Genomic DNA, 20,409 nt, shown 5'->3' on the forward strand with positions numbered 1-20,409 from the left:
CCAATCAGCGGGAAGGAATCAGTCCCAAAAGCGCTGACGACTGGTTTGCGGTTTCTTCAAACGCGGATGCATCAAGGGCAGCGCTAGGCATACCCGGCACGACAGCGCGAGGCTTGTCGCCGCCAGCAGCGCTAGGCGTGCCGGTCTTGATTTCTGAAATGAGTTTGCGCCGCTCGCTGCGGGGCATGCCGGACTTAGCCAGTGCTGCGTCGAGCTTGCGTGCGGCATGGGCTTGAGCCTGATCATTGTCCGGGGCCGATGTAACCTCGGCGGCAGAAATAAGCCCCGTAGCAAAGCCTTTTTCCACCGCATTCACGCCGTTCATGTACGTCTCGGCATCGAGCATTTTTTCGACGGATTTTTCATCCTGGCCGCTGGTGTCGGCGTACAAGCTGATCATCGCTCGGTCGAACTCTTCCATGGTGTCTGCCAGTTCGCGAATGGCGTGACGATTCCCTGCAAAGTAAGTCCAGCAGTTGTGGATCATCAAGAACGCCGTTTTGGCTACTTCGCGCTTGGTGCCAGCCATGGCAATCACCGAAGCTGCTGAAGCTGCCAGGCCAAGAACCTTGATGGTGATTTCCTGAGAGTGCTCGAGCAATCGGTTGTAGATCGCGATCCCCTCGAACATATCCCCGCCAGGCGAGTTGATGTAAACGGTTACCGGCTTATCACCGATAGCCCGCAAGGCAGCATCCACATGCTTGAGCGTAACCCCTTCGCTGTACCAGTCCTCACCAATGATCCCGTACATTGTGATCGTATCGGTTCCGGCTTCCAGTGCCGCCCGCAGGTCTGGATTCCAGAGATCGAGCGCACGCGGACTCAACTCGCAGTTGAAGCTGCGCGCCTTGACGTTCAATTGCATGGTTACTCCTGCTGGCCGAGCCAGCTTTTCAAGGCGGCCTGTGCAGCCTGGCCATCGGTGGACTCGCCCAGTTTGTCGATAGGGGTCAAGTTTGTTTGAACAGTGAGCACGTCAGCGTTTCCGCCGTGACGCGGTAGATTTTCTTTAACCCGGCATTCATCCCGAGTCATGATCCCGTTTTGGGTCATCTGGCTGTACCAGGCTGATCGACCCGCGCTGTCTGCCTTTAGGAAGGCCTCAAGAGCGTACTCGGCGTAGTAAGTTTGGCGCTCAACCGGAGTCAGTAGCCGCTTGTTGACGCACTGCTGAATCTGGTTGGTGATCGAGCTGATGCTAAAGGTCAGGAATGCGATCATTTGCTGCTCGAGCCCGGTACCCCAGTTACTGCCGGAGTCCGTTTTGCCTACCATCCAAGGCGGCACGCCGAACCACCGACACACCTCTTCGATGCTATAAGCTCTGGACTCCAGCAATTGGGCGTCCACCGGGTTAATCCCGATCGACTCTGGCGTTATGCCCTGCTCCAGAACCGGCGAGCGGCCAGCGTTCAGTGCGCCTGAAACCTGCTTCACATAATCGCGAAATTCTTCACGTTGCTCTGGCTTCAGTATCCGGTCAACTTTAAAGGCCACCGCTGGCAAGAGGCCGTTTTTGAATGTCCCGTTGGCGGCATCATCGGCCGACATGGCAGCGCCGAAGACATCTGCACCGTACCGAATGGCGGAAAGGCCAACGCGCCCATCAAGACTGAATGCAGGGATGTGCAGCATGTCCTGCCGCTCAATTTTTCTACGTGGGCCCTTCTTGGGCCTGTACCAATAAATAATGCGGCCATCGTCGTCGACATCGATGTCCACGCGCGATGGCAGAAGGAAGTCCAGAGCCACAATGCGCGGGCCAATCCGCAGGATCTCCGCGAAAGCGTTACCCCTCAGCAGCATGGCAGCCACCATGGCTTGCCAGAACTGAAAGGCGGTCATGTCCTCGTTGGGGCTGTTATGAATAACGTCATATAGACCGAAATCACGAGCGTCTTTTCGCCCGCCGTCAGCCTCACGTCGATAGACGCCGAGCGGCAGTCCTGCCACGGATGTTGAAATGATCCTGACGCAAGCCCAGACTGCCGACAGCTGCATCGCGTTGTCGACATTGACTGTCTTGCCAGAGCTCGACTGCCCCCCGAAAAACTGCCCCCAAAAACCTCCATCACTTAATTTGATGGTTTTTCCGAACCACTCTCCCACCGAAGCGCTGGGCTTGCTGGCCGCGCGCCCCAGCACGGCTGATAAGGATTTAGTCACTCGTCAGCCCCTTGCGCACAAAACCAGCGATTAGAAGAAGCGACACCGCGCCAGCGATAAGCGCCCAGCCCAGGCCATGAAGAACGAAAACGCCAGCGACACCCAAAGCGAAACCGGTCAGGGCGGTGAAAATGAATACGAGCAATGGGTTCATGTGATGATTGGGTTCCGAATGGCGGCCATGAAGTCGTCATTCCCCCGGCCTTCAGGGTTCAAGGAAATCAAAGTCACCGCGTTAAATAGAGCCATCAGGGGGTCAATCTTTGCCGACCCACTGGCCTGTTTGGTAATGAGGATCGAATTGGCCCGCGGCTCAACTTTGGCGTTACCGACGCACCAGGACATCATCGGCTGCCCGCCGTGCTTCATGCCGCCCTCAGCCAGTTTTCGTTCTGCTGTCTTGATCGCGCCTCCGAGCTTCCAGCCCTGGCTGATCGCAACGATCTTTTCAGGCGGTATCTCGCGCTCGATCATCGCGTCGTAAATCGCACCGATCCCAACCGGGTCGACGCCAACCTTGTCGAGTAGGCCGGAATCCTCAATCTGCTCTACAAGGTCGGCGACATCACTGACGTCATCACCGATGCGCACCGACAACGTCAAATTGCCCTGCTTCTGAAAGTCATGAAATCGGGGCGCCTCAGTCTTTCGTCTTTCCAGCACCGAAGGGTGAGCCCAGGCATGCGTCCAGACGAGCCAGTCACGGGTGCGTTTGTCCCGGCCGACTGCCGCAAAACCTAAAAGGTCGTCGAGGCCACCGCCGTCGATCCCTACGTCGATCACCTCTGACATAGCGATGAGCATTTCCAGAGTGAGTACTGGCACTGCCGCTGCGGACCAGAAGTCTGCTCCTGCCCATCTGTCGGAGCGAAGCGCAAGGCCAATCTCAACGTTCAGGTGCTTCGACATGAAGCCGAGCACTTCTGCCTCGCCGGCTTCCTCTGCCTTCTTCATTTCCCGGATCAGAAACTTTTCGCTGACCGAATACCCCATGTTCGGGTTAGTGATGTAGAAGTTTTGCGGGTTTCGGTGCTCATCCGCCTTGAGTATCCGCTCAGGAAATTCGTAGATAACCGGTAGAAAGTTCGGATCGATGATCTTGCCGTCGCGCACGCCCCGGGCGTACAGCAACTTCTCTCGAAAGACGCCTGCGGGCGGCTGGTCCGATTGAGTGGTCAGGTAGATGACAAACCCTTCAGGTCGAGATGCCAAGCCTCCCGTGGCTTCCCGCAGCATGTTGGCGGCATGTGGGTTTTTACCGAACAAGTGGAGCTCATCGACCAGAACCACCGCCGCCTTCTTGCCGCCAACCGTGTTCTGATCGGCCGCCACGACCTTGAGCGTTGCACCTGATCCGCGATGCGTAATTGTGCGGAGGTGGTCCTGTACATGAAGCAGCGCGGACAGTTCTTCGTCATGCTTAACCATGTCGCGGGCCGGAGCATATGCGTTATTTGCGACCTCAATCGTCGGAGCCAGGATGATGAACTCAGCAGACTGTCGCCAGTTCCGGATGAGCACCGTGAGCATGATCGCCGCAGCAATGGTGCTCTTTGCATTCTTCTTACTGATGAGCAGGAAAAATTCCTGAATCAGTCGCTCGCCTGTGCCAGCGTTGTAAGCGCCGAAGATGGCGCCAGCCAGGTCGTTAATCCACGGAGCGCACGAGTCACCAATTAGTGGACTGCCTGGTGCATCTACGATTCGCAGGTCGTTCAGAACCTGCAGGCAGGCTTCGGCTTCGTCCGGAAACAGCGGCGGGAACGGCACCAATGACTGGCGGTTGACGATGCGCGACTCCCAGTCCCGGCACGATGTGTCCCAGACTGGTTCGCTCAATGTGTTCACCGCATATGATCAATAGTGGATTCAGCTAATCGTCTTTTTCCTGCCCTAACTCCGCGTGGTAGTAGGGCATCAAGGCCTGTGCGGCCTCTATTCGAATATCCGTTGGCGATCGCCGGTCATTCATCACCGCGAGCAGGAAGTCTTTCGGGTCCGCAAATGGCCCGGAAGTTGAGATCTGATCAGTACTGTGCTCGCTCATTCAGTTCACCGATCGCAGATGAGTAGGCGGCGGTGGCGCTGCCCCGAACTTGCCCGCGCCCGCCTTTTTCGCAGCATCCTGACGCTCTTCCTTTTTGCCGCCCTCTCCTTTGCGAGCATGCAAGAACGGCATCAGCGCTTTCGCAGCATCGCGGCGATCTTTGCGATCCAGAGTCGTATCGTTCATATCGTCGAGGAGGTAGTCTTTTGGATCGGTGTACACCCGGGCGATGCCTTCTTCGGGCTCATGCTGATCAGGCGTTTCCGGGGGGCGACGTAGCGCTTGTGGAACGTACTCCCCAGCAGGTTTCGGCTCGCTCGGTCCAGACTTCGTACGGGGCTGTTTAACAGCCGGATTAACATCAGCTTTAACATGGCCTGAGAGCGGGAAAAGCGCATTCAGTTTGTGGAGCTCCCGCACCACATCCGCGTCCTTGGCCAACCTGGAACCTGCGGCCGACGCGGTTTTCGCTGAACAACCTGCGGCGATCGCCGCTTCTTTATTGGACGCACCTTCCCTCACAGCGACGATGAAAGCGCGCTTTTTCGAGGTGAGAGCCATCTTTAACAAAATCCTGATAGGGTGAAAAAATCTCTGCGTGCGGGGGCGAGTGGTGTCCGGCGCTAAAAGCCCAGCGGTTTCGACCCGCCCCACCCTGGGGCACTGACGTTCCGCACCATAACAGTGCGCTTTCTGTGGGCGCTGGCCGAACTACCAACCGCCACCCTGTGCCGCCTCAACCGCCGTCTTGGCCTTGTGACAGGGCACACACAGCGCCTGCAGGTTGTCCTCGTCGTCCGTCCCGCCCTGCGCGACGTTAACGATGTGGTCGACTTCGAGGTCCAGGGTAACGAGCTGACATTTCTGGCAGGTGTACTCATCGCGGATCAGAATGGCGGCACGCTTGCGACGCCATGGCCGACCACCGCGGCCCGAACCCCAACCTTCATTACCGTTCTCAGCGACGGGCGCTGCGAACTTCCTGCCCTCTGGTTCCGAGATTCTTGGCTTCAGTGTCGTCAATCTACCCATAGCGCGGCCCAGCCTAGTAAAACTGCAAGTAATCCAAACCGCCCGGATCAGCACGATTCATGTCGCACTCATTCCACCGTGCACTGCGGCCAGATGGAACGGGCAAAGGCCAATGCCGATGCATGATCCATGGCTTGGCTGAGCTGAATCAGGGGGAAGGTTTCGTGCCCTGGAGTTGTCACATACCAGTTGCGTTTGGTCACAGTGACTACCTCGATTCAGTTTGTGGTAACTAGCTGAAAGGATCAGCGGGTTTCGCAATGGAGCGTACAAACCACATGAAGCCCTGCTGCAGGTTTGTCTTCGCCAGGGCGAGCAGGCGAGGATCGACGCCTTCAATCTGGCTGATCTGCTTGAAAAGCTCGCCGGTATCTAGTTCGAGCGCCTTGATGGAGTTCATGCCGTCAATCTCGGACTGCGAAAGGTCGCGATAGCCGGTGATTTTCTTGTGCTGATTGTCCATGGGTATTTCCTCGATTGTCGCGCCACGGAAAGGCGAGATCTGAGACGTCGGGACGGTTAGTTCTTGAGCGCCGCTGTGTACGCAGCCTCACAGGCCAGCCCAGCTATTCGACTTCGGTCAAGCGCTGCTGCCAAGCTTCCCGCCGTTTCGTCAGCGCTTCTACGCAGGTCGGCAAGCACAATGGTGAGATCGGCTCTTGCCTTGCTTCCAGCGGCAACCGTGGCTTCACAGGACTTTCGGGTGGAGAGCAGTCGAGTGACTTGTTGCTGCAGGCTGTCAGCACGGTCATCAGCAACAACAACGGCAGCAGCAACCTTGTCTGTCTTGGCCTTCGCATCATCGGCAACCTGATCAACGTCTTTCGTTAGTTGGCGCTGCAACCTGAGTGTTTCGGTCAGCGACGCGGCCTTGGCTTGAGCTTTGTCACGTTCGCTGTTCAGCAAAGCGTTGTCTGACTTCAGGCCATCCAGTCGCCAACCCAGATAGCCGGTAGACACAACGAGGGACAGGACGAGCCACACCCAGATCGGGACCAGCTTAATGAACGCGCTCACGGGGTCTGCCGCTCCAATACTTCGTTGACCTTGTCGGCGGCCTTGCTCGCGGTATCGGCAGCTTCAGTTGCCTTACCTGCAGCGCCTTCAACCTTTGCAGCGGCCTCTGTCGCTGACTTAGCCAGCTTGTTGAGCCTCATATCACGCTGATAAGTGGCCTCGTCATAACCTCGACGCACTTCAGCGACTTGGCCGCTGTACCAACTTGCAAGCGACCATTGCGAAGCGCCAAAGCCAAGCGAGAACGAGCCAGCAGCGAGCAGGATCGCAATGACCCACATCTCGATCCGACGCCACCAGCGGCGGGCGATGAATTCCATTGAGCATCTGTCCATCAGTTGATTCCTCCCAACTTGGTTCGCAACCGCGCGATTTCTTCGCTCTGCGTCGTTACCTTGTCAGTGAGCTGAGCGACCTGGCTGGTGAGGGCTTCAATCTTCCCTTCCATTCGGCCGACTGCTGCGGCTAGCTCGTTACGCTCTTTGGCGAATTGGTCAGCGCGGGCCTCAGCTTCTTTGCGGGCAACACGCTCGGAGTCGAGCAACTCATTCAGGCGGCGGACGGTGCCGATATCGGCGTTGTCCATTGCCCGATCAGCTGCGTCCCGAGAGAGGAATTTTCGCAGCCACAGGAAGCCAGCCAGCAATACGGTGCCAGTACCGCCCAGCCAGGTGACTGTGCCTGAGCCGAGGTCGGTTGGGTCCATCATTACCTCTGAATAAAAGGACCGTGGGAAACGGTCAAAGGAGCAAATAAATAAAACATATCTGTTGTATTAAAACAGATATGTTGTAGAATGGACCCATCCAAACAACGAGGCGAGGTGATGAAGTTCAGCGAGTTCAGACGATGGTTGAAGGCCCAAGGGGTGACCTTCGAAGCAGGCAAAGGAAGCCACTTCAAAGTCACCGCCCCAAACGGCAACAGGACAACCTTCGCGGATCACGGCAGTAAGGAAATGCCAGAACCGACCCGCAAGGCGATCATTAAACAACTGGGGCTCTGAGAGCCCCTTCACCACATCTGAATGCTGAGCGATCACCTCCAAGGAGTGACCATGTACAACTATGCAATTCGTGTTGAGACCGATACAGCGCCGGGTATGGCCGTGTTCTGTCGTGATCTCCCAGAGCTAAACAGCTATGGCGATGACATCAAGCATGCGAAGCGAGAGGCGCTCGACGCTATCGAATCGACGTTGTCTCTCTACGTTGATGACCGCAAGGCGATTCCAGAGGCGACACCACCACAGGAAGGCGAACACGTTGTGTACCTGCCAGCCGTGACCGTGGCAAAAATCGTTCTCTGGAACACAATGATGGAGCGCGATATGCGCAAAGCCGATCTGCGCCGCCTTCTCGGTGTTCACCAGGTGCAAGGCGACCGGCTTGTCGATTTCTTGCACACATCCAAGATGGAACAGGTGGAAACTGCTCTTGCAGCCCTGGGCAAACGCCTGACCGTTTCAGTCGAGGCCGCTTGAACACAGGGGCGAAAGAGGCCCTCACAAATTTGTGCATTGCCGAGGCAAGAGGCGTGGAGGGATTTGTATAAGTCAGCTCCGACAGCCCTCCCAGCTCGGAGCAATGGGTGTGGTGGAGCCGAGAACGAAAAAAGCCCCGGCAAATGCCGAGGCTCGAAAGAATCGCGGAAAGCAAAAAGCCCAGCGGATGGCTGGGCTTTATGTGTCGTCTCTCATAACGCGCAAGATAGACATGATGGGGCTAATTTATGATCATTTCGCCACTACGTCAAGCGGCATCAATAAAGATCTGCTCGCGGTCGAATATCTCCGTCGCGTGGATAACTGCCGCCTCTTCCAGCGACTCCAGTCGCTTGGCTATACCTGTCCTCCAGCGGCGTCGGGTGGATTCAGGCTTACCCTCAACATCCCAGCTGTTCATGTCGTAGAACTCAGCGGGCAGCACGATCATGTCGGTCGAACGCTTCCCGCTCTGCATGCCCTTCAGCTTCGGGATAGCCCAGGCGGTCAGCGCCTTATAGATGAACAGATGAGGCGCAGGCGAGACCATGCGAGCCACCAATCGACCGATAGCTGCCACCTTATTGGCCTTGTGCGTGGAGTACTTCGCGACCAAGACGTCCCACTGCGCCGGATCAAGCTGGCGATGCAGCAGTGCATAGAGGCAGCAGTCGTAATCGAACTTATCTCGCGGGGAGAGCGTGCTGCCATTCCCGCCTTGGCGCAGATCGGCATCAATCAGCTTTTGCCATGACTGCTTGGTGCTGTTGTCGATATTGTCGGCGGCCAGCACGCGTACCAGGGTGCCCATCACGTCTTTATACATGCCCATCGCTCAATCCCCTGTGTAGTGCGAGCCACCTGGCCCACGGCGGTTGTTCTGTTCGTATTGCTGCTGAGCGCCTGAGGGCTGACCGGCCAACGCCAGATCGCGAGCCATGGCACGCAGCTTCATATTCAGTTGCAGAACCAGTTCGGCCAGCGGCAGCGCCTCTCCGGTCGCCTCACAAACCCAGCCCGACGCATTGCAGGTGGCGCAATCCATCTGATGGAACACGCCGGTGACCAAGCCGGTCCCGCGACAGTCGAGGCAATCCCTGACCGGCTTTAATGCCTTGCGGAAGTCTGGGCCGTGCTTTTTCATTATCCGACCACCTTCAAGCCTTGGCTGCGCAGCGACTTCTCCGCCACTTCCCGAGCCCACAATGCATCCGGGTCACCCATCTGGGCAGGGAACGGGTTGGTGACGCGCAGAGTTTCGCGGGAGGCCTGCCAGGCTTCCCAGCGAGCGATATACCGGGCCAGTCGATCCCCGGAGCAACAGGATTTGCAAGAAAAGGTGTAGTCGCCTACAGGGCCAACCTTAGGATTCCAGTGCGCACCGCTCGGAACGGGGTAGCGCTCCTCGAACTGGGCGCGGGCTTCGTCGATTTTCTTCACTTTTAAACCTCGCCTATGGTTGATTCTTGGATGGGGTCGCAGGCCATGTGCTGCGTGGCTTGCAGCGCATTACCAGAATCTCCCGATCTAAAGCCGGTCAATGTCTGAATGCGGTCAAAGCCCTTTGAATCTAGGTGCGCGTGCCACTTCTCAAGGGCGTCACGCTTGCGGCTCATCACGTCAGACTGGATGTACACCTTCACGTTATGGCCCATGGCGTGGTTGATCAGCAGCTCACCGATCAGGTGGTCGATACCGATGTCTGCCCAGCCGGTGCGGGCAACCTTGCGCAGGTCGTGACTGGTCCACTCACCCTGCCCCAGCCGCTTGAATACAGCGCTGGCCTGCCCTTCACTGAGCGCCTTGCCACTGCGCGATGGGAACAGGAACTGGCCCTTGTACCCACTGGCCCACTGAAGGTCGCGATAGCTCATCAAGAGGCTGCGCACCTGGTCAGTGAGCGGCAAGTGATGCTCGACACCGGTCTTCGTGTTCTCGGCCGGGATGAACCACTCGCGCTCAGCCAGGCTGATGTGAGACCAGCGGGCTTGCCGGGTTTCGCCGATACGCGTGCCGTGGCAGAGCATCATCAGGGCCAGCAGACCGTCAGCCGGTGCGTCCTCGATGGCGGCGAGTAAGCGTGTGATCAGGTCCTGCAACTGGGTACCGCGCAGCCGTGACGGTTTGATGCCGACCTTGGCTTTCGAGAAGTCGCTGAACTTGATGTCCTTCATTGGGTTGGCCGCGATCAGACGCAACTTGAATGCCTGACGGAATGCCAAGGCCAGCAACTGGAATGCCGAACGCACGTAGTCGATGCCAATGGTTTCCTGCGCTGGCCACATGAACTGATCATCTAGGGTGGCCTTGTCGATGCCGGTCAGTGGCACGGAACCGAGGCGCGGCTTTAGGTGGCACTTGATCAGTGACGCGCCCGTCTTCTTGCGCTTGTCGGACAGGCTTCGGTCGCGAGCCATTCGGTCGGCGTACCAGTCGAGCAGCTCGCCGGTCAGCACCCACTTCGACAGGTTGGTACCGGCACCGGCGGCGAGGCGCAGGCGGATACCGGGTAGCGCGGCAATAACCTGCTTTGAATTCAGATCAGGGTAGGAGCCGATGAGATTCCATTCGCCCTTGATGACCAGGTACCACGATGCCCGCGCCCGGTCCCGCGTGAAACGCAGGTAAAGCCCCCGGTTCTCCACGTCGCGCACGTCCCGCTCGCTCCCACAGGACTGACGCTTGATTTCGGCGTCGGTGATGCGCACGGCGGCAGTCATGCTGGCACCGTCTCAGACTTTTGCTCTGTAGGAGCGAAGTCACCGCTCAGTGGAATGAGCTCGCGCTCTCCATAAGCGGTACGCCCACCGGAACCAGGGTGCACGACATACCACCCCGCCGTAGGTGCCTTCATTTTCCACTCCTTACCGCGAAGCATGTCTCCCTTTTCTATGCGCTCAACAAGCTCTACCTGACTACCAGCTGGAATTTCGGTATCAAATACCCTAGTCAGCGCAAGATCGCTGACGTTGAATTGGTGGTTCACGCTACTGCCCTCGTCTGTGGCTGGAGTAGGTATGCGCGGATAGCCTCCAACGCGTCGATATGCCCACGGCAGACGATGGCCAGATAGCCTTGCTCGGTGAGCGCGTGGATGTATGCGTCCTGGCTGGCCGATACCGCCGCATCAAAAGGCGGCTTGGCCTTGAACTCGATGTACAAGCCGAAGTAACCGCCGCGCGCCATCGGCAACACCAGGTCAGGAACACCCGCCTTCACGCCCTGATCTTTCAGCTTGATGGCGACCAGCTTGTGCCGGTGCCCACCACCATTCGGAACGTGGTAGATCAGCTTCGCGGCAGCCGGATAGCGCAGGCTGATTTCCTTCATGAGCGCGGCCTGCTCCAATCCTTCGCGGTCGATGGGCTTGGCGCGCTTTGGCTTTACGTTGAACAGTTTCATCACTGCGGGCTTCATGCGGCACCCTTCACGGTGAGAATTCCGGCCCTGATCAGGGCTTCGTGGGTTTCGGCAATTGCGCGAGGCATGTCCTGCCAGTCGATATCGCCCGCACCACGACCATCGATCACGTCGTGACACGCGCTGCAGGCGTACACCGCAACGGTGTCGAAGCCCTTCATGCCCATGCCTTTCTGGCCGCACGGCAAATGCGCGAGGACGGTAGTTTCTGGGTTGTGATTGCAAACGCCCGGAACGCGAACTGTGCAGTCCTGGCCATTGGCCGAGGCACGGAGTTTCTTTGAGGTCACGCGCATACCCTGGCTCCCGCGACAATGTCGATCACTTCGTATGTGGTTGGCCACATCAAAGCGCCGTAACGTTGAGCCATGGCCGCATCAACGAACAACGCTAGAGCGTGATCAGGCGTGGAACCCAGCTCTACCTTGAAAGAGCAGCAGAACACTGCGAACCGGTAGGTTTCTATCTCTGGAACAGCAAGGCGTCGATCAGCCACGAGCACCTCCGCGATGGGCACGCAACTCAGCTAGCGCCTTGTTGCCTACTTCCGGGGTGATCCGACCTTGTGCCGCAGCAGGCAGGGCAAGCGGCATCTTCTGCAGCGGCTCACCAGCAATCATGCGGCGAATGGTGATGACGTAGTTGCGCTCGAAAAGCTTCAGGCTGAGCGAGCTCTCAAGCTTGTTCAGATTCTGGAATCCGCATTCTTTGGCTGCGTGCCATACCGCATCATGCGACCAGTTACACTTCCCGGCCATCGCGGGGTGGGCATTACGGCAAGCCTCACGATGCGCAGCGGCCAGCGGTGGAATGCCCAGCATTTCAGGTGTGGGCTGGCACATGCCAATGAACCGGCCAACGCTTGGTGCAAAGTCGGTACCGAGCTTTCGGCACTGTTCGATACCGAAGCGGATCTGCTCGATCTTGGTGATCTTCTCGGCCATGAAAGCCTTGGTCCACGTAGCCTTGGCAGCGCTTATCGCCTCCTGATCCGGCCAGGCCTGCTTCCAGGCTGGGAAGATCGCCATCAGCTCACGAAACAAGCCGTTGATCACTTGAACCGTGCCGCTGTCAGCCTTGAGCGGCGCAACTTCACTCGGCGGAAGGTTCGGAAGGGTTTGCAGCATGTTCGATACGGTCTTCATCACAGGCCCCCCAAGTCATCGCCCCAAGCGGTGTCATCAAAATCAGGCTCCTGCCCCTTTCCGGCGGCCCTCACCCGCTCCCGCTTGACCCAACCGACAAGCCGGTAGCACCAGCCAGCAGACGAGTCATAGGTGTTTGGCTTGGCGACGAAGAACCCCTTGAACTTGCGAACCGCCTCTTCCGGAACACAACCGGCAGGCAAGCCAGCGATTGCCACCTGATCAGCGAGGGATTTTGCGTCAGGCTCCCAGGTAGCGAACATTGCAAAGCGGCGATCAGGGGTTGTGCAATTCGCGGAAGCTTGGTCTTGCCGCTCAATCTCAGCATCCAAATCACGCTGAAGCTGCTCTTCGGTTCCTTGATGGTTAGGTGATGTATTGGGTGCAGATTCTGCACCCCGATCTGTCGAATTCTGCACCCCGCTCTGTTGCTGGTTGCACCCCGTGTCGTCATTTGCACCCCGCTTTGAACGGGGTGCAGTGTTTGCACCTCGTGTCAGTGGGAGGTCGTAAACAACGGGGCGTCGGTCGTGGCGCTCGATGTACACGGCGGCAAGTGCTTGGTTACCGCGGACGATGAAACCACCCTGCTCTAACAGGTCCAGTTTGTAACGCACGGTACGCTCAGAAAGGCCGGTGTCTTCGCTCAATGTGTTGGCAGATGGATAAGCACCACGACCATCAGAACTGGCGTAGTTACCCAGGCAAAGGAGCACGTGCCGGGCGCTTGAATCGGAAAGTTCGGTCTTGGCGATTTGCAGCGCCCAGGCCATAGCTTGAACACTCACAGTGCTGCTCCAATATTCTTCTCGGCCAGAACGACAAGGCCTTTGGGGGTTACAAGAGGTTGAAAGGCGGCACGCTCAACGCCAGTCTCTTCGTCTGGGCGCAGCGCCGTTACCTTGTGGATGAGCAGGCCTTCAGTGATGCGTGGCTGCATGGCGATCCAGCGAGTTGAGCCACCCCGGCGGTAGATCCACCGGTTCTGGTGTAGCCAGTCAAACAACTGGGCCGGGCGGATCTGCAATTGCTTGGCAGCGTCCGTGATGCAGATCGCGCGACAGGCACCGGCTAAGCGCTTGATGGCCGCGACCTTTGGTGCCTGACGATCAATGACAGCCTGCAAGTGCTGGTTCTGTTCCGCTTGTTCGGCAGCCAGGCGCAGCGCCTCGGCGAACGATGCCGGAATCTGGAACTGTCCGATCACACGCCCTTCCAGTTCACGCCAGCGGCGGATCACCTTCATGCGAAGACCAGCGCTATAGCCGGTCAACAAGCAGTCGGTGTGCTCGCGATCAAGCAAATACTCGACCTGCTTACGGTTCTGGCCGTCCAGATAGATGTGCTCAAAACTGAGCACATCTCCGTTCAAGTCCTGAATCATTGCGATGATGTCGCGCTTTACGTTCGCGTGACGCTTGTCAGTCAGATTGGCGATCTCGCGCGACGACATAACCTGACGCGTCAGTATTTTCTGATTAGCCACAACTGACGAATCAGCCGGGGTATTGCTCGGAGTGGTTATGGTGTGCATAATTGACCTCACAAATGTTGTTGAAGAAGCCGGTCTAGCCACCGGCTTTTTTGTGCCTGTCGTTCAGGCGTTATAGGTGTCCGGCGCATCCGTGGTAGCTTTTGGCTTCCACACGAAAAGGCCTCGGAGGCCGGACATGACTGAAGAATTTGATAAGTTGGTTGCCGAGCTCAACCAGCAGAAGGGCGAGATAGTTGGGATTAACACCATGCTTATTGCGATGGCCAGATGCTTGCCGCCAGTGCTGCTCGCCCGACTTTTAAATGAGTTCGATAGCGAGCTTGAGCACGCCCAATCGAATTTGTCGTACCAGTCCATACCGGACGAAGTCATTTCTGGTCTCGTTGATTACGGCCAGATGTGGAAGAGTTTTCGCTCTGATAAACCCCGTTCTTAACCATCGCGTCATAGAAAGCTTTTCGGCCTTGCTCATCGGCTTCGAGCAGCCCAGGACTCACGACTTCGCTGTCCTTGAACTGCCGACTATCTACCAAATGCGCTTCGCAAGCAGTTGATGGGGATTCGGATAGCTCCGCTTCCTGCTCCGATCCTCGCGCCGGGGGTTTTGTGAGCTCTGCAAAGCGCAGCGCGGATGCATCCCAGAAAGCTGCCTCGGACTTGTGCCAGGCGGCCTTTTCCTCACGAGTTACATCCGTCCCCCAAACCAAAATCGGTAAGTGGCGCCCGTCGAGAACTGCTTTCCCCGCAAGAATCTCAACCGCCGCATTCGCAGGGCTTCCCGTTGCGCGGCTAGCAATCGCACTCAGAGCAATTTTTCTTTCATCGGCACTGAGCGCGTTAGCGCCCTCCGGAACTGCCAGCCACCCTGAAGCTAGTCCGAGTTTGTAGAATTCATCTCTATCCATTTCAGGCCACCTTCACAGATTCTTCGAGCAGGTCCAGCTTCTGCCGGGTGTGCCCGATCTCACGGCTAATCGAAGCCTTCTCCGTCTGGCACACCCGTCCATCTTCCAGTGCACGGCAAACCTCAAGGGTCACCTCAGCCATTTCAGAAGAAAGGTGCAGCAATGCTTGGTTAAGGCTGACTGGCTTCTGTGGGACGCGAGCCACCACTTCAAACCCAAGCTCACGCGCCAGCACCTGAAGAGGACGGTGGTCGCCGGTGTGCAACATCAAGCCGAACAGATGCTCAATGGTCAGGTGATGGGCATCATTGTCTGGGTTGGCGCGCTGCAGAAGGCTCACATGTGAAAGCCCCATCTTTGCGGCCAAAGCCTTTGGTTCGTTTTCTTTCACCGCGGCTTGGCATGCATCCAAGAAAGCTTCCATTCGTAAAACCTCACGTTTGTTTCAGTGGCATCGAGCCATCAAGGGTTGCAAACTGTTTCTCGTGCCCGGTCAGGCGGATTTCTTTAACGCTTGCGCCGGGTCGTCTTCCCGCTTTGCGACCAATGCACCTGAGGATTCCTTCTCAAGCACACACTGCATCGGGTAGGAGAAACCGCCGGCTGTACGGCACTGCGAAACACGGCTACCGGACACGCTTAGGGCGTCGCCAATAGCGCGCCCGGTACCAAAATGTTTCAGGGCTTCGTCGTAGGTCATGGTGCCTCTCCAATATCTGCGTCGAGTTTAGAGTTCTTAACACTACAAGGCAAGTTATCTAAACAGTGAAATGTTTAGAATCCTAAATATGGAATTTAAAGACCGCGTCACCTCACGCATGAAGACCTTGAGTCTCAGCGCTACCGACCTAAGCAAAATGACCGGCGTATCGAAAGCGACCGTCAGTTTTTGGGTGTCTGGGACCAATGGGGCTAAGGGAAAGAACCTGCTCGCGCTTGCGAAAGCGCTAGAGTGCTCCCCTGACTGGCTATCTGAAGGAACCGGATCGCCTACCGACGCGGTCGCTGATGGACCGAAGCCAGGATCTTCGAGCGCTGAATTGGTGGCTCACATGTTGGCGTCCAAGGCGGGGAAAAATCTCTCTACAAAAGCGCGCGAGATGGTTCTTGCGGCAGCGGTTGAAGCAGACAGTCCCGCAGAAACCGGGCAAACCTACCTGCCCTCTAACTACGCCTCGCTCCGCCCACTGAAAGAGGAGATATTGATTCCTCAGTACGATGTTCGGGGAGCGATGGGGCACGGCCAGGTACCGGCTGACTACAATGAGGCTGTGCGTAACCTGGTTGTTCGAGAAGAGATGCTTCGCGAAAAAGGTGTCACTTACACCTCACCGGCCGCATTGGCGATGATCACTGGATGGGGTCAGAGCATGGAGGGCACGATCAACGATAAAGACCTGGTGATCGTGGATCGAGGCATTTCCGAGTTCATCGGCGAGGGTATCTACGTAGTCACCTGGCACCAAGAGCTGTATATCAAACGGATCATGCGCATGGACGAAGAGCACTATCGGTTGATTTCTGATAACCAGCATTATGAGAACCAAACCGCAAGAATTGACGACGTGACTATTCATGCGAAGGTGCTGCTTATCTGGAACGCCAAGAAGGCCTAGCCTCGCAGCGATGTAAAAGAAGGCCCGCATATCCGCGGGCCTTTTTATGGGCGCTCAGAAAGGGGTTGGCTCCTCATCGACGACCGAAAGCTCATCATGAAGGTGCACCGTCGGGTCATCATCGTCCAGCGCCTCCCACTCCAGGGTCACCGATCCGTCATCATTGAAAGTCATATCAAGCGCTTCTGTCTCTGCAAGCAGGCTTAAAACCTCCTCCCATTCGCGGTCGCCGTCTGTATCAAGACGATGGATTGTTACCCACCGTTGTTGCTGTGCAATTGGGTGATTGATCATTGATGAAACGCGCAGCCCGAGGCGCTCCATGTCGCTCATCTCTTCGCGTACTGCTGGTTTACCCTGCTTCTTAGCCACGTAGAATACTCCTTTCGAATAGCTGTATATACATACAGTTTTCGAGCAGCATACCCCACGTTTTTTGGAATCGTAAGTCTTGACTGAGCGGGCCGAGATCGGTATTTGCAAAACCGGTTGTTAAGTTATCTAAAATAACTGTTGACGCTTTCTGTTTAGTTTCCTAAATTAGCCATATCGCAGCGTTTCTCCGCAGCGATCTTGGTCACTCGGCCAAGCGCTCTTTAAAAACCCAAAGACAGGCCCTGACGCCAGACGGCAATTGAGTTCAGGGAACAACACGAAACACAGCCCGCTTCCGTGTCCGGTATTCGGCACGCAAGGTTGACTGAGAATTACTCGATTTCACTGGCTGGCCTTGGCGACAGGGCCAGACGGGAAATCAACGGGAGTAACAACATGAATAAAGTCTTCCGAATCACCGTGCGCGGCGAGTTTCAGGTATTCGCCCAGGAGGATTTGAGCGCCTGCATTAGCGAGGCGAACAGACTCAACACCGAGCGTGGATACACCAATGGCGTGCACGTCGTTGAGCAGGAAGACGGTCACCGCATGACTGCTGCCGACTGCAAAGCCGCAGCATGAACAACCAGCGCCACGTCAGCCTGACGTTAACTGCCCGATCCTCTCATAGAGAGCGCATCGGAGTGTGACCTGACTGGTGTGCAGAGTAAGCCTCCGGGCCGAGAGCGCAGTAAATCCTCACCAGATCACACCCCGTTGCGGCTGAGTACACACCGCGAAAGCGGCCCCCTGCATCACTCTCACCAACCAATACGACCGCATCGGCAGATTCAATGCCGTCTCCGCTATGCCTTTGTGTCACAGACAGTTAGTCAAAGTGTCGAAGCGGATGCCTGCTGGGGGACACAACGAAAATGATTTTACCCGTAAGCGCAAACACCACTGATTAGGCTAGATATTAAGAAGCTGCCAGTAGTAATAACCTTTGTTCGAGAAGAGGGACCACCTAATCCAATGCGCCTGACAGGTTGTACACACGTGAGGCAGGCCGTTTCGGTCCTCCTGACGAATTGTTGGACCTGATCGCTCCATGCGGTTCACATCAAACGACTCCACGCTTGACGAATTTGCAGCCATGAGCTGCTGACATGATGAGCAAAGCATACAGCTTGTCCAGTGAGAATGACCTAGTAATGCATCCAATGTTACAGGCGCCTTCAGCTTTGGACCATCAATCCAGTTAATAGCTGAACTCTATTTTCTTACCCCAACCAATACTGCCGCATCGGCAGGCGCCAGGCTGGTTTTTCACGCCGGGCTTGGGCACCGGTGCCTGGCATCTGACCATGCGGTCCTGGAGATTCCTATGAACCAGACAATCAAACAAAGTCAGGCCATCTACCAAGGCCTGCGCGAACGCTGCACCCTGTCCACCGCCGAGTTCTACAGCAAGGTTGGCCGCACCAACCCTGCCAGCGCCCCGCGCTTTCAGGTGGTCCCGTGCGGCAACAACGAATTCAGCGTAGTGGATCGCAAAACCGATCAGACCAAGGCTGTTTGCACCGGCATCGACAAGGCCGTGCGCTTCGCCAAGCGTCGTGATGAGGCTCCGGTGGCTGTTCAGGCACGACGGCCAACCAAGAAACCTGCCGACTTCGCCACCTGGATGCTGCGTTGGATCTGCATCGTCGCGTTCTGCATGGGCATGTTCGCCTTCTTCGGTGCGCACCCATGATCAGCATGGAGCTGAGCGGGGTTCAGCGAAACACAGAGACGTCAGCAGAGCACAACGCGGCTATCGAACGGTTCCTTGCCCAAGGCGGCACCATCCATGTACTGGAAGGTTTCGTGGTGAAACCAAAGCCGCCCGCCGCTGCCTACAGCCGTAAATTCCCGGTCGCCAAGAAAGCGAAGCCCGTGGACGCTCCGAAGCCGAAACGAACGGCTACGGTCCCATGCGTGCAAGTGCCAGACGCGGTTCTGGAGGAACTCCGTATTAGAGCTCCAAGCATGAGCAGGCTTGCGGCAGAAAAAGAGTTTGGCTTTGGCCGCCATATCATGCGCCGCTTAGCAGCAGAGAACGGCTTTAAGTTCAAAGAGCATGACCCTCGGCCGAATCTGACAGGCCGACCGGTAGACCCTGTAGCGGATGCGCTGGACGTTGTCCGGATTAAGGGGGCTCGTGATCGAGGTCTGACCCGTAAAGCTGCGTGCAAAGAACTGGGAATTAGCAAGGTGAAGATGCGGCGCTTGATCGGCCAATACAACATCGACTACCCAGTGCGGCACCCAAGCCAATGAGGCGCATGCAATCGCGCGCCAACCAGCGACGTCGCCCCCTTCAATTATCAATTCCACCCAGCGGGCTAAAGGCCCTTCCGGAGAAATGCCCATGTCCATCGCAACCGATACCGCCGAGTTTCTCGAAGAACTGAACGGCGGTGCATTCGCCAGCCAGATCGGCCACGCCCTTTCCGAAGTCGCCGCCGGTGTGGTGGATCACGGCAAAGCCGGAAAACTGGTCATCACTCTGGACTTCTCGCAGGTCGGCGAATCAGCCCAGGTGAAGATCAAGCACAAGCTTGACTACAAGGTGCCCACCAAGCGCGGCACCCGCAGCGAAAACACCAGCCTCGACACGCCGATGTATGTCGGATCCGGCGGCAAGATTTCGCTGTTTGCCGAGAAGCACGACCAGATGTTCACCCGGGAAGAAGCGCCAATCCCGCGCCGCACCTGATCCCCACTCAAATCCTCCCCAACAGAGAGCCGACATATGTCACTCACGAAAGAAGCTGTACAACTGATCACGGACACCGCGCTGATCGCCTCCGCAAAAGCGCTGGAAACGAATACACCGACAGTAGTTCTGCCTGAAGGCGCAAAGATTGTCAGCCTCGAACAGTTCAGCGCTGGCCGTAGCCGCTTCCGTGGCACCTTCTCCACCAACTCGCTACTGGACTTCAGCAAGTACGTTGTTGACCGCAACGTCGCGGATGCCCAGGGCTTCATCAACCAGGACGAGATGACCTGCGCTGTGCTGTTCAACCTTGGTGACGCGCTTGCGCCAGGCCATGCAGATGACCGGGCCGTGTTGAAGCTCAAGGCGACCGCAGGTTATCAGGCCGTGCAAGCAATTAACGGCCGGGCCATGTCGCAGAAAGACATGAGCGATTGGATCGAGGACTGGCACAGCACTCTGTCGGCGGTAGGCCAGGACAATCAGGACATAAGTCTGGTCAAAGCCATTGCAGCCGTGCGCACCATCTCGGTTAAGGCTATTTCGGAAAGTGATCACACCGTCAGCGAGACCCGCGCCAGCCGCAGCGCCATGGATGCCATCGAGGCAACCAGCAAAGAAACCCTGCCCACATCGCTGATCTTCACAGTAGTGCCGTTCGAAGGACTGTCGGTGCGCGAGATCATTCTGCGCATCTCTGTCATCACCAGCGGCGCGCAGCCAGCCCTAAAACTGCGCTGGGTTGGCGAGGACGTGCAGCGCGAAGAAATCGCGCAAGAGTTCAAGTCGGTGCTTGATGCTCAAATCAGTGAAGCCGCTAAGCTCGCATTGGGCTCATTCAACACCAACTGAACATGTCGCCCCTATTAAGGGGCGACGATCCGGAAAATTAATTTGTCAGCAGCGAATTGAAGGACGAGACTTCCTCAGTTCTTACTTCTGCCAAACCATAACTGCGACCCCTTTAAACGTTAGGTAAGCGTGAGGCTAAGCTACCTACCTAA

General features: G+C 56.9%; 35 protein-coding genes. 8 read left to right on the top strand and 27 right to left on the bottom strand.

The window, feature by feature from the left end:
- Positions 1 to 4: 4 nt before the first annotated feature.
- From RX972_RS04390 to RX972_RS04445, 12 genes are all read right to left on the bottom strand, one after another.
- Positions 5 to 868: a head maturation protease, ClpP-related gene (locus RX972_RS04390; RefSeq protein WP_316872735.1), complete on the bottom strand. Its 864-nt coding sequence runs from the start codon at positions 866 to 868 to the stop codon at positions 5 to 7.
- A 2-nt stretch (positions 869 to 870) separates the two neighbouring features.
- Positions 871 to 2,169, bottom strand: coding sequence for a phage portal protein (locus RX972_RS04395; protein ID WP_316872737.1), 1,299 nt, complete (start codon positions 2,167 to 2,169; stop codon positions 871 to 873).
- Positions 2,162 to 2,323: a hypothetical protein gene (locus RX972_RS04400; protein WP_164581524.1), complete on the bottom strand. Its 162-nt coding sequence runs from the start codon at positions 2,321 to 2,323 to the stop codon at positions 2,162 to 2,164. Before RX972_RS04400 ends, RX972_RS04395 begins: the two co-directional genes overlap by 8 nt.
- The gene (locus RX972_RS04405) at positions 2,320 to 4,017 is read right to left on the bottom strand and encodes a terminase large subunit (RefSeq protein ID WP_316872740.1); all 1,698 of its coding nucleotides are present in this window, start codon (positions 4,015 to 4,017) and stop codon (positions 2,320 to 2,322) included. The genes RX972_RS04400 and RX972_RS04405 overlap by 4 nt, the downstream gene beginning before the upstream one ends.
- A 25-nt stretch (positions 4,018 to 4,042) precedes the next feature.
- Positions 4,043 to 4,216 carry a hypothetical protein gene (locus tag RX972_RS04410; RefSeq protein ID WP_316872741.1) on the bottom strand — a complete coding sequence of 58 codons (174 nt, stop codon included), beginning with the start codon at positions 4,214 to 4,216 and terminating at the stop codon, positions 4,043 to 4,045.
- Complete coding sequence (locus RX972_RS04415) at positions 4,217 to 4,777, bottom strand: terminase small subunit (RefSeq protein ID WP_316872743.1); 561 nt, start codon at positions 4,775 to 4,777, stop codon at positions 4,217 to 4,219.
- A 150-nt stretch (positions 4,778 to 4,927) separates the two neighbouring features.
- Entirely contained in the window at positions 4,928 to 5,248 is a 321-nt protein-coding gene (locus RX972_RS04420) for an HNH endonuclease (protein WP_316872745.1), read from the bottom strand.
- A 68-nt stretch (positions 5,249 to 5,316) separates the two neighbouring features.
- On the bottom strand, positions 5,317 to 5,451 hold the full coding sequence (locus RX972_RS04425; protein ID WP_316872748.1) for a hypothetical protein: 135 nt from the start codon (positions 5,449 to 5,451) through the stop codon (positions 5,317 to 5,319).
- A gap of 29 nt (positions 5,452 to 5,480) precedes the next feature.
- On the bottom strand, positions 5,481 to 5,711 hold the full coding sequence (locus RX972_RS04430) for a hypothetical protein (protein ID WP_316872750.1): 231 nt from the start codon (positions 5,709 to 5,711) through the stop codon (positions 5,481 to 5,483).
- A 56-nt stretch (positions 5,712 to 5,767) separates the two neighbouring features.
- Positions 5,768 to 6,265, bottom strand: a complete 498-nt coding sequence (locus RX972_RS04435; protein WP_316872751.1) for a DUF2514 family protein — start codon at positions 6,263 to 6,265, stop codon at positions 5,768 to 5,770.
- Entirely contained in the window at positions 6,262 to 6,600 is a 339-nt protein-coding gene (locus RX972_RS04440; protein ID WP_316872752.1) for a hypothetical protein, read from the bottom strand. The genes RX972_RS04435 and RX972_RS04440 overlap by 4 nt, the downstream gene beginning before the upstream one ends.
- Positions 6,600 to 6,971 carry a chemotaxis protein gene (locus RX972_RS04445; RefSeq protein ID WP_316872754.1) on the bottom strand — a complete coding sequence of 124 codons (372 nt, stop codon included), beginning with the start codon at positions 6,969 to 6,971 and terminating at the stop codon, positions 6,600 to 6,602. The genes RX972_RS04440 and RX972_RS04445 overlap by 1 nt, the downstream gene beginning before the upstream one ends.
- A gap of 120 nt (positions 6,972 to 7,091) precedes the next feature.
- Between RX972_RS04445 and RX972_RS04450 the strand changes: the two genes are divergently transcribed.
- Entirely contained in the window at positions 7,092 to 7,271 is a 180-nt protein-coding gene (locus RX972_RS04450) for a type II toxin-antitoxin system HicA family toxin (RefSeq protein WP_038413159.1), read from the top strand.
- A gap of 51 nt (positions 7,272 to 7,322) precedes the next feature.
- Entirely contained in the window at positions 7,323 to 7,748 is a 426-nt protein-coding gene (locus RX972_RS04455) for a type II toxin-antitoxin system HicB family antitoxin (RefSeq protein WP_316872758.1), read from the top strand.
- A 268-nt stretch (positions 7,749 to 8,016) separates the two neighbouring features.
- Here RX972_RS04455 and RX972_RS04460 read toward each other — a convergent pair whose 3' ends face one another.
- The 14 genes from RX972_RS04460 to RX972_RS04525 all read right to left on the bottom strand — a co-directional run bounded on the left by RX972_RS04460 (position 8,017) and on the right by RX972_RS04525 (position 15,413).
- Positions 8,017 to 8,580, bottom strand: a complete 564-nt coding sequence (locus RX972_RS04460) for a hypothetical protein (RefSeq protein WP_316872760.1) — start codon at positions 8,578 to 8,580, stop codon at positions 8,017 to 8,019.
- A 3-nt stretch (positions 8,581 to 8,583) separates the two neighbouring features.
- On the bottom strand, positions 8,584 to 8,892 hold the full coding sequence (locus RX972_RS04465; protein ID WP_316872762.1) for a hypothetical protein: 309 nt from the start codon (positions 8,890 to 8,892) through the stop codon (positions 8,584 to 8,586).
- The gene (locus RX972_RS04470) at positions 8,892 to 9,188 is read right to left on the bottom strand and encodes a hypothetical protein (protein WP_316872763.1); all 297 of its coding nucleotides are present in this window, start codon (positions 9,186 to 9,188) and stop codon (positions 8,892 to 8,894) included. Before RX972_RS04470 ends, RX972_RS04465 begins: the two co-directional genes overlap by 1 nt.
- Before the next feature lie 2 nt (positions 9,189 to 9,190).
- A complete protein-coding gene (locus tag RX972_RS04475; protein WP_316872765.1) occupies positions 9,191 to 10,468 on the bottom strand; it encodes a site-specific integrase in 1,278 nt (425 codons plus the stop codon).
- The gene (locus RX972_RS04480; protein ID WP_316872768.1) at positions 10,465 to 10,734 is read right to left on the bottom strand and encodes a hypothetical protein; all 270 of its coding nucleotides are present in this window, start codon (positions 10,732 to 10,734) and stop codon (positions 10,465 to 10,467) included. The genes RX972_RS04475 and RX972_RS04480 overlap by 4 nt, the downstream gene beginning before the upstream one ends.
- On the bottom strand, positions 10,731 to 11,165 hold the full coding sequence (locus RX972_RS04485) for a VRR-NUC domain-containing protein (RefSeq protein WP_316872770.1): 435 nt from the start codon (positions 11,163 to 11,165) through the stop codon (positions 10,731 to 10,733). The genes RX972_RS04480 and RX972_RS04485 overlap by 4 nt, the downstream gene beginning before the upstream one ends.
- Positions 11,162 to 11,464, bottom strand: coding sequence for a nuclease domain-containing protein (locus RX972_RS04490; RefSeq protein WP_316872772.1), 303 nt, complete (start codon positions 11,462 to 11,464; stop codon positions 11,162 to 11,164). The genes RX972_RS04485 and RX972_RS04490 overlap by 4 nt, the downstream gene beginning before the upstream one ends.
- Positions 11,455 to 11,664, bottom strand: a complete 210-nt coding sequence (locus RX972_RS04495; protein ID WP_316872776.1) for a hypothetical protein — start codon at positions 11,662 to 11,664, stop codon at positions 11,455 to 11,457. Before RX972_RS04495 ends, RX972_RS04490 begins: the two co-directional genes overlap by 10 nt.
- Positions 11,657 to 12,313, bottom strand: coding sequence for a replication protein P (locus tag RX972_RS04500; protein ID WP_316872777.1), 657 nt, complete (start codon positions 12,311 to 12,313; stop codon positions 11,657 to 11,659). Before RX972_RS04500 ends, RX972_RS04495 begins: the two co-directional genes overlap by 8 nt.
- Positions 12,313 to 13,086 (bottom strand): helix-turn-helix domain-containing protein, encoded by a 774-nt coding sequence (locus RX972_RS04505; RefSeq protein WP_316872778.1) that lies wholly within the window; start codon positions 13,084 to 13,086, stop codon positions 12,313 to 12,315. The genes RX972_RS04500 and RX972_RS04505 overlap by 1 nt, the downstream gene beginning before the upstream one ends.
- A gap of 11 nt (positions 13,087 to 13,097) precedes the next feature.
- Positions 13,098 to 13,766: a phage regulatory protein/antirepressor Ant gene (locus RX972_RS04510; RefSeq protein WP_316873025.1), complete on the bottom strand. Its 669-nt coding sequence runs from the start codon at positions 13,764 to 13,766 to the stop codon at positions 13,098 to 13,100.
- Positions 13,767 to 14,176: 410 nt separating this feature from the next.
- Entirely contained in the window at positions 14,177 to 14,713 is a 537-nt protein-coding gene (locus tag RX972_RS04515; protein WP_316872779.1) for a hypothetical protein, read from the bottom strand.
- Position 14,714: 1 nt separating this feature from the next.
- Positions 14,715 to 15,137, bottom strand: coding sequence for a phage regulatory CII family protein (locus RX972_RS04520; protein WP_316872782.1), 423 nt, complete (start codon positions 15,135 to 15,137; stop codon positions 14,715 to 14,717).
- A 69-nt stretch (positions 15,138 to 15,206) separates the two neighbouring features.
- The gene (locus RX972_RS04525; RefSeq protein WP_316872784.1) at positions 15,207 to 15,413 is read right to left on the bottom strand and encodes a hypothetical protein; all 207 of its coding nucleotides are present in this window, start codon (positions 15,411 to 15,413) and stop codon (positions 15,207 to 15,209) included.
- Between the two features lie 88 nt (positions 15,414 to 15,501).
- On the opposite strand from RX972_RS04525, the gene RX972_RS04530 reads away from it, so the two are divergent.
- On the top strand, positions 15,502 to 16,329 hold the full coding sequence (locus RX972_RS04530) for a S24 family peptidase (protein ID WP_316872787.1): 828 nt from the start codon (positions 15,502 to 15,504) through the stop codon (positions 16,327 to 16,329).
- 54 nt (positions 16,330 to 16,383) lie between these two features.
- Here RX972_RS04530 and RX972_RS04535 read toward each other — a convergent pair whose 3' ends face one another.
- Positions 16,384 to 16,701: a DUF1654 domain-containing protein gene (locus tag RX972_RS04535; RefSeq protein WP_316872788.1), complete on the bottom strand. Its 318-nt coding sequence runs from the start codon at positions 16,699 to 16,701 to the stop codon at positions 16,384 to 16,386.
- Positions 16,702 to 17,100: 399 nt separating this feature from the next.
- Here RX972_RS04535 and RX972_RS04540 point away from each other — a divergent pair, with 399 nt between their 5' ends.
- The 5 genes from RX972_RS04540 to RX972_RS04560 all read left to right on the top strand — a co-directional run bounded on the left by RX972_RS04540 (position 17,101) and on the right by RX972_RS04560 (position 20,257).
- Positions 17,101 to 17,286, top strand: a complete 186-nt coding sequence (locus RX972_RS04540; RefSeq protein WP_316872789.1) for a hypothetical protein — start codon at positions 17,101 to 17,103, stop codon at positions 17,284 to 17,286.
- Between the two features lie 745 nt (positions 17,287 to 18,031).
- Positions 18,032 to 18,400 (top strand): hypothetical protein, encoded by a 369-nt coding sequence (locus RX972_RS04545; RefSeq protein WP_316872791.1) that lies wholly within the window; start codon positions 18,032 to 18,034, stop codon positions 18,398 to 18,400.
- Entirely contained in the window at positions 18,397 to 18,966 is a 570-nt protein-coding gene (locus tag RX972_RS04550) for a hypothetical protein (protein ID WP_316872793.1), read from the top strand. Before RX972_RS04545 ends, RX972_RS04550 begins: the two co-directional genes overlap by 4 nt.
- A gap of 91 nt (positions 18,967 to 19,057) precedes the next feature.
- Positions 19,058 to 19,405, top strand: a complete 348-nt coding sequence (locus RX972_RS04555; RefSeq protein ID WP_316872794.1) for a hypothetical protein — start codon at positions 19,058 to 19,060, stop codon at positions 19,403 to 19,405.
- 36 nt (positions 19,406 to 19,441) lie between these two features.
- Positions 19,442 to 20,257 (top strand): YfdQ family protein, encoded by an 816-nt coding sequence (locus tag RX972_RS04560; RefSeq protein WP_316872795.1) that lies wholly within the window; start codon positions 19,442 to 19,444, stop codon positions 20,255 to 20,257.
- The last annotated feature ends 152 nt before the right edge of the window (positions 20,258 to 20,409 follow it).

Source organism: Pseudomonas syringae group sp. J309-1 (assembly GCF_032582135.1).
GTDB classification, from domain to species: domain Bacteria; phylum Pseudomonadota; class Gammaproteobacteria; order Pseudomonadales; family Pseudomonadaceae; genus Aquipseudomonas; species Aquipseudomonas quasicaspiana.